The sequence below is a fragment of the Bacteriovorax stolpii genome (genome assembly GCF_002872415.1).
GTDB classification, from domain to species: Bacteria; Bdellovibrionota; Bacteriovoracia; order Bacteriovoracales; family Bacteriovoracaceae; genus Bacteriovorax; species Bacteriovorax stolpii.
Genome location: NZ_CP025704.1, coordinates 242415 through 253722, shown reverse-complemented (window position 1 = coordinate 253722; position 11308 = coordinate 242415). Strand labels below are relative to the sequence as shown.

Annotated in this window: 10 protein-coding genes; 2 read left to right on the top strand and 8 right to left on the bottom strand. The window is 41.2% G+C overall.

Annotated elements, in window-relative coordinates:
* Positions 1 to 9: 9 nt before the first annotated feature.
* Together coxB and cyoE are read right to left on the bottom strand one after the other, a co-directional pair.
* Positions 10 to 825: a cytochrome c oxidase subunit II gene (gene coxB / locus C0V70_RS01155; RefSeq protein WP_102242032.1), complete on the bottom strand. Its 816-nt coding sequence runs from the start codon at positions 823 to 825 to the stop codon at positions 10 to 12.
* Between the two features lie 85 nt (positions 826 to 910).
* Positions 911 to 2737, bottom strand: coding sequence for a heme o synthase (cyoE, locus tag C0V70_RS01150; RefSeq protein WP_102242031.1), 1827 nt, complete (start codon positions 2735 to 2737; stop codon positions 911 to 913).
* A 125-nt stretch (positions 2738 to 2862) separates the two neighbouring features.
* Here cyoE and C0V70_RS01145 point away from each other — a divergent pair, with 125 nt between their 5' ends.
* Together C0V70_RS01145 and C0V70_RS01140 are read left to right on the top strand one after the other, a co-directional pair.
* A complete protein-coding gene (locus C0V70_RS01145) occupies positions 2863 to 3963 on the top strand; it encodes a tryptophan 2,3-dioxygenase family protein (protein WP_102242030.1) in 1101 nt (366 codons plus the stop codon).
* Entirely contained in the window at positions 3956 to 5113 is a 1158-nt protein-coding gene (locus tag C0V70_RS01140) for an aminotransferase class V-fold PLP-dependent enzyme (RefSeq protein ID WP_102242029.1), read from the top strand. The genes C0V70_RS01145 and C0V70_RS01140 overlap by 8 nt, the downstream gene beginning before the upstream one ends.
* Here the strand turns inward: C0V70_RS01140 and C0V70_RS01135 are convergent.
* From C0V70_RS01135 to C0V70_RS01110, 6 genes are read right to left on the bottom strand one after another with little or no spacing between them, the layout of a single operon-like run.
* Complete coding sequence (locus C0V70_RS01135; RefSeq protein ID WP_102242028.1) at positions 5110 to 5637, bottom strand: DUF420 domain-containing protein; 528 nt, start codon at positions 5635 to 5637, stop codon at positions 5110 to 5112. The two genes, C0V70_RS01140 and C0V70_RS01135, sit on opposite strands and share 4 nt — an antisense overlap.
* A 5-nt stretch (positions 5638 to 5642) precedes the next feature.
* A complete protein-coding gene (locus tag C0V70_RS01130; RefSeq protein ID WP_102242027.1) occupies positions 5643 to 5861 on the bottom strand; it encodes a hypothetical protein in 219 nt (72 codons plus the stop codon).
* Positions 5862 to 5869: 8 nt separating this feature from the next.
* On the bottom strand, positions 5870 to 6502 hold the full coding sequence (locus C0V70_RS01125) for a cytochrome c oxidase subunit 3 (protein WP_102242026.1): 633 nt from the start codon (positions 6500 to 6502) through the stop codon (positions 5870 to 5872).
* 10 nt (positions 6503 to 6512) lie between these two features.
* Complete coding sequence (locus C0V70_RS01120; protein WP_102242025.1) at positions 6513 to 9326, bottom strand: c-type cytochrome; 2814 nt, start codon at positions 9324 to 9326, stop codon at positions 6513 to 6515.
* A gap of 58 nt (positions 9327 to 9384) precedes the next feature.
* Complete coding sequence (locus C0V70_RS01115; protein WP_208107760.1) at positions 9385 to 10467, bottom strand: cytochrome b family protein; 1083 nt, start codon at positions 10465 to 10467, stop codon at positions 9385 to 9387.
* A 30-nt stretch (positions 10468 to 10497) separates the two neighbouring features.
* The gene (locus tag C0V70_RS01110) at positions 10498 to 11280 is read right to left on the bottom strand and encodes a cytochrome b N-terminal domain-containing protein (protein ID WP_102242024.1); all 783 of its coding nucleotides are present in this window, start codon (positions 11278 to 11280) and stop codon (positions 10498 to 10500) included.
* Positions 11281 to 11308 lie beyond the last annotated feature (28 nt).

Sequence of the window (11308 nt, the reverse complement as noted above, 5' to 3'; positions counted from 1 at the left end):
ATTCAATAATTAGTTAGATGCTACCCACTTCCATCCCCAGAAGATGTCAGCGTTGTCTTTTTCAGTTACGTTAAGCGCACGCTCTTGCATCTCACCCATCCAAGTTTTGTATTCTTCTTGAGTGTACACAGTAAGCTTCGCTTGCATTCTGTAGTGGAAAGTCCCGCACATTTCGGCGCAGGCAATATCATATAGACCTGGTTTTGTTAGTTCATACCAAAGTCTTGAAATTCTTCCTGGCATTGCATCGACTTTTTGACGAGCGTTCGGGAAGTATAATGAGTGGATTACGTCTTTAGATGTAACCTGGAAGATAACTTTTTTTCCAACTGGAAGGCGAAGGTCGTTAAGAGTTACTACGTCGTCTTCAGTGTTGAAGATTCCGTCTTTACCCGGGTAACGGAAGTTCCATGCCCATTGTTGCCCAAGAACTTCTACGCGAATGATATCTTCTTTTTCATCTGGATATTTTAAGAATACGTTTACGAAGTCACGGTTAGAGATCGTCGTAATTTGCATATCTACCATGATGAATACTAAGGCACCGATAGCTGCAACGATAGCAATTTGCTTTCTGCTTGTTCCGTGAGTGTAGTGTGCTTTAGGGTGTTTCTTTTTTGAGTAAAGGTATGAGAAACCAAAAAGTCCAAGACATACCAGCACGAAGAAGAAAAGGATCAACCAAGTCGTCAGCATGAATAAGCTATCGATTAAGTGTCCTGTTGTTGAAATATCAACTGGTGGTTTGATCGCTTCAAAAAAGCTAACATTAGCTTGCGCGCCGGCCACGAAGTATTTCATAAAAAAGTTCAAAAGAAGATTCATATCAGCAATCCTGTCTTGGGAAAGTTAAAGATGCGTTATTATTATCAATTATTGGTCTAATCATAATCAAAAATTCTAATTTTATCTATTTAAAAAATATGAGCGCCATCAGTAGTAGTGGCAGGTAAAAAAGCGACCCGTAGAAGTAATTTCTTGCCCACTCTCTTTCCTTTGCCTGGTCTTGTTTAATGAAGAATCCAAAGGCCGAGTAGACTAAGAAAATCCCACTTAGGACAAATGCTGCTCTGGTATAAATAAAACTTGCATGAGAAAAGATCGACGGCAGAAGCGAAGTCACGAACAAAAAGCCCGTGAAAACGAAAATCCCTACTTTTGTAATAGTGATTCCACGTTTTAGGTTAGGGTAAACCTTAATACTCGCCGCACCATAGTCATCTGCGTGGTAAAGCGAGATGGCTAAGAAGTGTGGAAGTTGCCAAACAAAAAGAATCAAGAAGAGTGTGATGGCCATGATATCAATTTGACCCGTCACGGCAGTCCACCCCATAACAGGTGGAATCGCTCCTGGGATTGCCCCTACGTAAACGGCAAGCTCACTCTTTTGCTTCATCGGAGTGTAAGCGTAGAGGTAAAGAGCTGCGGCAATTAATGCCAGAACCCCAGTCGTCAGATTGATAAATACACAAAGGGCCGGAACTGAAACAAGAATCATGACTGCACCAAAGATAAGCGCGGTCTTAGGATTCATTCTTTGAGCTGGAAGTGGACGATCTTTTGTGCGATTCATCTTCGCATCAACTTCGCGCTCGATGTAGCAGTTGAGTGCGGCTGCACCGATAACCACCATCGTAATTAAAAAGAAGGCCAGTAGTGCTTTGAAGAAATTGATTTTGTCCGGAGCGATTAAAGCCCCCACCATCGCCGTCACCATAACTAGTAACGACAGTCTTGGTTTTGTTAAATCAACCACATCAGATAAGAATGAGTGACGATTACCTAAAAAAAAAGAGTCTTCCACATCCTTCATCATTAAATTTAATTTCCATAGGGAAATCAGAGAAAGAGCAGCCCCTGCTAAGTGCAGAGTTGTTGGAAGAACACTCATGTTTAGCCAGATAGTCATGATTCCGATGAACACCTGGAATGAAACAAAAATAAAAGGAAGAATACTTGCTGTTCTTAAAGTCTTATCACCTTTAAAAAAGTGGTAAGTCTTAACAGAGAAGAATGAAACAACCAGGAACACGATCACGCCGTACATACGGTGAATCATGTGAAGTTGAGATGGGTGCATCGAAGGCCAGAGCTTTAGTGACCAGCTCGCCACGTCCATACAAAGGAAAGCACTGTTTGGCCCAAGACCACAGGCAGCCCCTGCTCCGGCGTGTCTCATGAACGCACCAAGAAGGATTTGAGAATAAAGAAGTGCCAGGGAAAATAAAATTCCATGACGAACAACAGGCTTCCAGTTCTTCTGGAACTTCTCTTTTACAGCGGCCGAAAGTTCGCGAGCAGGATTAACCAGCGTCGCAGCTTTGTGGTGAATGTAAACGATAAAAGAAAAGAAGATTAATGAAAGACCTAAGTGAGATGTCGAAACAATAGTAGGAAGTTTATAGATAACAGTGATCCCACCAAGAGCTCCCTGAGCAATAACTAAGAAAAGGGCCAGAAGAGAAGCTTTGAATAAATGTAAGTGAGCTTCTGATTTTTTTCTATCGTTAAAAGAAAACACCACCATACCAATTGTCAGTAAACCAACAAAGCTCGCCAGAAGACGGTGGCCGTGTTCGATAAGAATCGCTCCTTCCATGTTTGGAAAAACCTGGTCATAACATAATGGCCAATCTGGACAAGCAAGACTTGATTGAGTGTTGTGAACAACTGCCCCCCACATTAGCAGTGCAAATGTGAAGATGACGTTAGTCAGTGAAAGATTCTTAAGACGCATATCTTTTACTCTGTATTAGGGCTGTAATCGGTGCCCCATTTTATACTAAATCTTTCTTGCAAAGTCATACAGTTCTTGAGGATAATTTCGCTGTAAAAAGGGTCATTTTCGTAAGGAGTAAGCACATGCATAAAAACAAAGGTCCGGTCTATTATGGGGACTATTTACAACTGCCTAAGCTCCTCGATTCACAACTGCCCTTGAGCCGTAAATATGCCGATAGCACTAACGGCGAATGTCATGATGAAATGCTTTTTATTGTGGTCCACCAAGTCTATGAACTTTGGTTTAAACAAATTATCCACGACCTGGACTCTGTTCTTTCGGTTTTCAAGAAAACTTACATCCCAGAGGTAGAACTCTCTTCAATTGTTCAGAAGCTTGAACGCATCCAAAAGATACAGGGACTCCTGATTGGCCAGTTCGATGTTTTAGAAACAATGACCCCAATGGATTTTCTGGAGTTCAGAGACCTCCTCATTCCGGCTTCAGGATTCCAGAGTGTGCAGTTTAGAGAAATTGAAATCAAGTTAGGCCTTCATACGAATGATCGTTTAGATGTGGACCGTGAATTTTTCATGGGACGTCTGGATGAAAAAGACAGAGCTCATCTTACTCAGGTAGAAAAATCTCCGACGATTTTAAAATGCCTGGAAGGATGGCTTGAGAGAATTCCATATACCAACATGGAAGGCTTCAACTTCTGGAGTGAATATCAAAAATCAATCAACGATATTCTAAAAGATGACCAGGATATTATTGAGACCAACAGTGCTCACCTTTCTGACAGACAAAAACAAATCCAGTTAGAAAATCTAAAACTTACTCGCGAAACATTTTCAAGTTTATTTGATGAAACAAAACATAAAGACTTGATTGAAAAGAATCAAAGAAAGCTTTCGCAAAAAGCGATTCTCAATGCCCTTTTCATTCTTCTGTATCGTCATGAATCGATGCTCGCTCTTCCTTTCCAGGTTATCACCGGGCTTATGAATATTGATGAGAACTTCACAACCTGGAGATACCGTCACGCTCTTCTTGCTCAAAGAATGCTGGGGACAAAAATTGGAACAGGTGGATCCTCAGGACATCAGTATTTAAAGAGGGCCGCTGACAACAACCGCGTGTTCTTAGACCTATTTAACCTTTCAACATTTTTAATTCCAAACTCGAGACTACCAAAGCTTCCGGTTGAAGTTAAAAAGAAGATGAGTTTCCATGTATAAAAAATATTATTCACACTTTTTAACGGCTAACCCACATATCCAGCACTACGCCAGTCATAGCCATCACTACTGGCCGGATGTCACTCGCGAAGCGACGCTGGAGTACTGGGATGATTCGGCAAAATATGTGGATGATAAATGGAGCCATATTTTTTCAACAAAACTTCCGGCCACTCAAAAGCTGATTGCTGAAGTTTTAAACGTTTCTCGTCCCGAGCAAATTGTTTTTGCTCCCAACACACATGAGTTTGTCTACAGGCTCTTTTCTTGTTTTGGGACAGGTAAGACGATCTCTGTTTTAACGACTGACTCTGAGTTTTATAGTTTTGACCGCCAGGTAAATCGCTTAAGTGAAGATAATATTGTTTCAGTTGAAAAAATTGCCACTCAACCCTTTGATAATTTTGAAGATCGTTTTATTGAGAAAATTACTACGAATCACTACGACATGATTTTCTTAAGTCATGTCTTTTTTAATTCGGGAATGGTGGTTAAAGATCTTAAAAAAATTGTCGATGCTGTAAAAGAAAAAAATACTATGATCGTCATCGATGGCTACCACGGATTCATGGCCGTGCCGACAGACTTAAGTGCAATCGAAGAGCGCATCTTTTATATTGCGGGTTCATACAAATACGCTCAAGGTGGAGAAGGCGCTTGTTTTATGGTAGTGCCCCCTCATGCTGAAAGTCTTCGCCCTCTTTATACTGGATGGTTTGCTGGATTCACCAGCCTGGCCACTGACGGTGGAAACACAGGCTACTCTCGAGACGGTTATCGTTTTGCCGGATCGACAATGGACTTCTCTGCTCTTTATCGCCTAAACGCAGTTCTTTCTCTCTTTAAAAAAGAAGGATTAACCGTTGAAAAAATTCATGCTCACGTTCAAAAGATGCAGAAAAATTTCCGCAATCATCTTCTGGAAATTGATCACAATTACTTAGTTGAAAAGAATATTCTCAGTGTCGATTACGATAACCATGGGCACTTTTTAACTTTTGCTATGCCAAGCCCGGAACATACAAAAAAGCTTCATGATGAACTTCGTGCGATCAATGTGTGGACTGACTTCCGCGGAAGCAGACTGCGTTTTGGTTTTGGGATTTATCAAAATAATTGTATCGATCTGAGTGCGCTTAAAAAATCTTAGTTAAACCACTTAAGAATCACGAAAATCAGAACACCTGTTACTGAAACATAGAGCCAGATAGGGAAAGTGTATCTCGCCACTTTCTTGTGCTTTTGGAATTTCTTAGTGAAGGCCAGGTATAAAGTCGTCAGGATTAATGGAACCTGTACGATTGAAAGTAGAATGTGAGTGATCAAAATAAAGAAGTAAACCGGACGAATCCATCCTTGGGCCAAAAACTTAGTGTCCCCCTGGAAATGGTGATAAGTGACATAACTTACAAGAAAACATGCTGACGTTAAAGTCGCGGCCAACATCAAACGAATATGTAGTTCGCGGTCATTAGTTTTAATCGCGTAGTAGCCAGTTACTAAGAAAATAGCAGTCAATGCATTCAAGAAAGCATTCACGGCCGGAAGTGAACTCACCCACCCGTTGTCACCGACGCTTGCTCCAGTCTTGAAGTAGATTAACCAAAAAAGAAAACCAATAACAGCGGCACTAAGAAGTCCGATGATTGCAAATACTGTTTTGTCAGAGCGCATAGGATTTAGCTTTTAGGGTTAAGGTCAGTGTTGTTGATGTTTCTGAACTTAATGAAGGTTTTAAACAGGTAGAACATTGGGAAGTAGATAACCAGAATGAAAGCGCCAACAACCCAAAGGTAGTATTTATCATTTGGACTCGACCCCATACATGCTGGACAAGCAAGCGCTTGCCCAGAAGTGATAAGTAATAATGTCGAGACCAATGATAATTTTTTTAACATAAGTTTTTTTACAGTAGGTAAACGAACGTGAATACAAGGATCCAAACAAGGTCAACAAAGTGCCAGAAAAGACCAGCGATCTCAAGTTGGTTGTAGTCTCCGTTGTCAAAGTCACCGCGGTAAGCGTGAACGAACATAGTGATCAGGTAGATAACCCCTGAAAGAACGTGCAGACCGTGGAATCCAGTAATAGCAAAAAATGTCGAAGAAAATAGTGCATCACCGTGAGCGTAAGAGTTGAAGCTCATCCCCATTGCATGGTGAAGGTGCATATACTCGTAGGCCTGGATCGAAAGGAAAGCGATCCCACCAAAAATTGTAGCTGCTAACCATCTTAGCATTGCTTGTCTGTTTTTCTGCTTACAAGCATCAATTGCAAGAACCATTGATACTGAAGAACAGATTAGAAGAAACGTCATGAAACCTGAAAGCTCAACACCACCAAGGGCTTCAGCTGGGTTTGGCCATGCGCGAGTCCATCTTAGAACTGCATAAGAGATAAGGAATCCTGAAAACGACATACCGTCGGTTGCAAGGAATAACCACATCCCGATTTTCCCTGGGCTTGCTTTGGCAAACTGAGGATCGTGTGGATACTCGTGGTATGGTTGTGGTCCATCATGAGTATGAGAGTGTCCCATGTCTTTACTCCTATTGTCCTAATTCAATAATGTATTTAGTTAAACCGTTAATTTGCTTTTCAGCATCTCCACCAAAGTAACTTGGTTCGATTGGCTCTTTACCATTTTCACCGAAGAAACTTGGCATTGTCGTACCAGGCAGGATTGCTTGTGGGTTTGTAAGCCACTTTTTAATCCATGATGGTCTTAGACGCTTGCTAGCTTTTCTTAAATCCGGAGCCAGTGGAGTTTCTCCATTGAATCCTTGAGTGTGACACTGAACACAGTTTAGAGCTGTGAAAAGTTTCAGTGTTTCTTCACGCTCACCTGGTGCCCACTTCACGAATTCAGCTGGCTCTTCAAACGTTGGTTGGTGAGCGCCTTGCTGGAATCCTGCGATCAGAGTGTTTTTCTCTGCAGTAGTCAGGTTGAATGTTGGCATTCTTACCGATAGCCATGGTCTGATCTTTTGGATCTCTGGATTTGTTAAGAAGTGGTAGAACCAGTCAGTCTGAATTCTGTGTCCTTCGTTAACAAGTCTTGGTGGACCTTGGTTGATATCATCAGCGTACATACCAAGAATGTTACCTCTTAGACCGTCGATCTGGTGACAGGCCACACATCCGTACTTGTTAGCTACTTTCATAGCATCATTATATAGTGTCTCTCCTGCGTTCAGTCTCTTCACCCCTGCCAGTGGAAGTGGATCAGAAACTTGTCCAAGAAGAGCAACTGTAATTTTCTTAGCTTCAGCTTCACCCATGTAGAAGTTTGGCATTTTGTTTAAGTCACGGAACACTTTATCGATACCGATGTCCCATCTTCTTGGGTTTTGTAAGTGAGCTGTAATCCATGCATCTCTTCTAGGTGCAACGTCGTGCTGGATACCAAAACCAAACTGAGTGATTGGCTTTGATCCTTCTTTTGTTAACTCTGGTCCGATAGGAGCATAGTCTTCAAACCCTTCGATGTTGTGACAAGAGAAACATCCGTATTTACCAATTGATCTCTTACCAAGATCAAGAGTCTTTTCACGGTCGCCCATCTTAGCTACTTTTGCTTTTGCGTTTTCAATTGTATCGAACGCAGATAGGTAGTCAGCTAAAAGTTCGTCGCGAGCTTTTAAGTCAAATGGTGCGAAAGTTAAGCTTTCGAACTGCTTGTTTCTTAGAGAAATCAGGTAAGCAGTGATGTCGTTAGCTTCAGCATCCGTCAGGCGAAGAGACGGCATGATCGAATCTTCTTGGTAGTGCCATGGTTTTTTAATCCACGACATGATCCAGTCTGGAGATACTTTTGATCCAAGTCCAGATAACCATGGTCCAGCGTAAGCTTTAACCGCTTTTGACTGATCTTCTAGTCCATCTACACCGTGACATCCCATACATCCGATACTTGCAATAAGCTCCTTACCCTTATCGGCGTTTCCACCGCGGTATTTTTCGTTCGGCTCGTATGGCTTAGACTTATCCCAAATGTACTCGGCCATAGCATTAACTTCAGCAATGTTTAGACGAACAAATTCTGGTTTAGAGTTATTTGACTGTCTAAAGAACGCCGGCATTTTTGTGTGTTTGTTGAAAGCTTTTGGCTCCCATACCCAAGACTTAAACCATTCTTTATCGACTTTTCCAGCGATCTTAAGAAGTGATGGTCCCATCTTTCTTTTATGTTCCCAACCAGCAATCTTGTGACAAGCATTACATCCGTACTTCTCGATTGCCATACGGCCTTCGTTAAGAACTGTAGCACCTGGGATAAGTTCAACACCTTGGTGACACTTAACACAGCTTGCTTCTGTTTGAGATTTTGTGAACATTGGCTGAGGAACCTTGTGTGGTTCATGCCAGTTGTATTTTTTTACCCATTCTTTTTCTTGCGCTTCAGAATCAGGCATGTGAGCTGCTGAGTTGAAATCATTAACTCTGTGTCCTTCCCCACCGTGACAAGCCGTACATCCAATTTGTTTCATTGGGTGTTTTGACTCCAGACCAACGTATTGATCTAAGTTCGGGTGAGTCTTAAAAGGGTTAGCTTCTTTTTCAAATCCAGGTTGATCGATGAAAGTGTGACATGTAATACAACGGTCAACTTTTGGAACCTGACGGAAATATCTGTCATCAGTTACGTTATTAACAACGATCTGGTGAATCTTGATTGTTGGGTCCATGAAATCGATGAACGGCAGGTTTCTTAGAGCGAAAACTGGCGTGATATCTGTCGACTTCTTTGCCATCTTTAATAGCTCTAAAGTGTTTGTGATATCTTTGATTTCTTTTTCAGTATCTGTAATTTCTTTATTAAGATCTGCAATCTTTGCATGAAGTTCTTTTTCTTGCGCCTGATAAAACTTCAGGTCATCTTTTCCTTTAACGAAAGCAGCCTTTAGCTCACTTAAATCTTTAAAATACTTTTTTGCATGCTTTTCATCGCCATGTCCTTCAGCGGTTTCGAAATTGAAGTTCTTTGCTCCAACCCTACCATTGAGCTGACCATTAACGATTGTCTGATCTTTAATCTTAGCAATAACGCCGTTTAGCTCTTTTTCAATTTTTTTGATTTCATCTTTTCTACTTGCAACAATTTCTTGTCCTTTAGCTAGGCGCTTATTTAATTCTGCAAGTTTGTTAGCATCAATATTTTTAGCTGCTTCTTTAATTTTTGCATCAAGATGACGTCTTTGAATTTTCATCGCCTCTACTTGATATGCCTTCCAAGGTCTCATGTAGTCATCTAAGAAAACCCAAATAGTTGTTACGAAAAATATAAAGGACAAAATCGCCATGATCTTGTGGAGTTTTGGCATGCTGTATGCCATTCCTGGTTCCTTATTATTCTCACTCATCTTCAATAATCCTTAAAAATATAAAATCTTAAAATTTAATCTTAAAAAATCGTCACTCTTATAAGTTAAGTTCCCACTCCGGAAGTGCAACGATGTATTTCAAGCTGAATAACCAACGAAGAACCATCTTAATTGGTAAACTCATCATCGTAATAAAAAGGAACATGAAAATATAATAACGAATAGCTCCCATATTCTGATAGAACTCGCGTCCGATCTTTGTAGCACGAGCTACCCATACAGGAATGATTCCAACATAAGCTAAAGTCAGAATAATCCCGAAAATTTCACGCACAACCAGGTTCTTTGGCATTGAAACACCAAGACCTTTAATCCAAATAAACTCCGAAAGGTTAACGTTATATTCTGCTACAACCTTGTGGAAATCCCAGTATTCAAATGGCCCATAAAAAGTCCAGTTTGGACCGCGGAAGAATACCCCTACAATAATGAGGTAGATCCAAAGAACCAACCATCCATACATAAATGAAATGATCGCCCACTTTCTTTCTGTAAAAGTGTAGTAACCATTTCCTTTCGGATTTGTATCAATATAAGGAATAGCAATTAAGCCCGCTACGATAAGACCTGGAAGAACAACCCCGGCCATCCATGGATCGAAATACACAAGCATTTCTTGAAGACCAAGGAAGTACCAAGGAGCTTTCGCTGGGTTTGGCGCCCAAGTAGGGTTAGCGGGTTCTTCAAGAGGGGCCTTAAAGATAATCGCCCAGATAACTAAAAAAGCGGTACAAGCGATAATCGCGAACAACTCTGTATAAACTAAGTTAGGCCATGACCATACTTTTTCTCTGTTTTCGGGAAGAGCTTCAATGGGCCCTAAACCTTCTTCAATTCTTGCATCGTTAACGGCTGCCTTATGAATTGAAAGCCAAGTCGTGAAAGCAACAAGAATTAAAAGGATCCCGATAGGAATGTTATCTGGAGTCTTGATGATCAGAAAGAAGTTTGGATCTGCAAAGAACCAAGCCACAACGGGAATCGCAATAATTGTAGACCAAATCGCAAATTTCTTCGTCCCTACTACGCGGTAGTATTTGATCATTAGGAAGAACAATACTGTCGTCAATGGAAACGAGATGATTGGATCTGCTAAATGGTTAATAAATTCTTTTAACATTTCTATTTTCCTTAATAGTTTTTCTTTTACTTAAAGCGGAGCTGAGATCCCACCATCTTTACGAACTCTCCAGAAGTGAACTGCGATTAAAACCCCTACAACAAGTGGGATAAATACACAGTGAAGAATGTAAAAACGAAGCAGGGCCGGCTCACCCACGAAGCGTCCACCAAGAAGTTGGAAACGAACATCGTTTTTGTCCGATACCATTACGAAGTCACCGATGCGAGCAAGCATTGCCCCCGGACCACCGTGTCCCATAAATGGAGTCGCTTTCGCCATGTTAGATCCTACAGTGATCGCCCAAATCGCCAGCTGATCCCAAGGTAGAAGGTAACCTGTAAACGAAAGAAGAAGAGTTAGAACTAAAAGAATAACACCAATCCCCCAGTTGAATTCGCGAGGTGGTTTATATGAACCAGTCATGAATACACGGAACATGTGAATCCATACGGTAATAACCATGGCGTGAGCTCCCCAACGATGGATCTCTCTCATGATCCCTAAAGGCACATGCTCGCGAAGAGCAATAATATCGTTGAATGCGTACTCAGCAGTTGGTCTGTAATAGAACATTAAAAGAAGACCAGTAACTGTTAAAGCAAGGAAGATGAAAAATGTAAGTCCACCCATACACCAAGTGTATCCTAGCTGAACCCCTGACTTTTTAAGTTTAATTGGGTGAAGGTGTAAAAACACGTTACCAGCAATAACAGCAGCTCTGTTACGAGCGTTATCTGGTGGGCCATGTCTGAAAATTGATTTCCAAACCTGCGTGTCGCGAACTTTTTTTGCTAATCCATTTCCTGCCATTTTAAAAACCTTGTTCGAAATATATTTT

Coding starts and splice junctions, on each gene's coding strand:
- coxB (WP_102242032.1), bottom strand. CDS start 825: ATGAATCTTCTTTTGAACTTTTTTATGAAATACTTCGTGGCCGGCGCG.
- cyoE (WP_102242031.1), bottom strand. CDS start 2,737: ATGCGTCTTAAGAATCTTTCACTGACTAACGTCATCTTCACATTTGCA.
- C0V70_RS01145 (WP_102242030.1), top strand. CDS start 2,863: ATGCATAAAAACAAAGGTCCGGTCTATTATGGGGACTATTTACAACTG.
- C0V70_RS01140 (WP_102242029.1), top strand. CDS start 3,956: ATGTATAAAAAATATTATTCACACTTTTTAACGGCTAACCCACATATC.
- C0V70_RS01135 (WP_102242028.1), bottom strand. CDS start 5,637: ATGCGCTCTGACAAAACAGTATTTGCAATCATCGGACTTCTTAGTGCC.
- C0V70_RS01130 (WP_102242027.1), bottom strand. CDS start 5,861: ATGTTAAAAAAATTATCATTGGTCTCGACATTATTACTTATCACTTCT.
- C0V70_RS01125 (WP_102242026.1), bottom strand. CDS start 6,502: ATGGGACACTCTCATACTCATGATGGACCACAACCATACCACGAGTAT.
- C0V70_RS01120 (WP_102242025.1), bottom strand. CDS start 9,326: ATGAGTGAGAATAATAAGGAACCAGGAATGGCATACAGCATGCCAAAA.
- C0V70_RS01115 (WP_208107760.1), bottom strand. CDS start 10,467: ATGTTAAAAGAATTTATTAACCATTTAGCAGATCCAATCATCTCGTTT.
- C0V70_RS01110 (WP_102242024.1), bottom strand. CDS start 11,280: ATGGCAGGAAATGGATTAGCAAAAAAAGTTCGCGACACGCAGGTTTGG.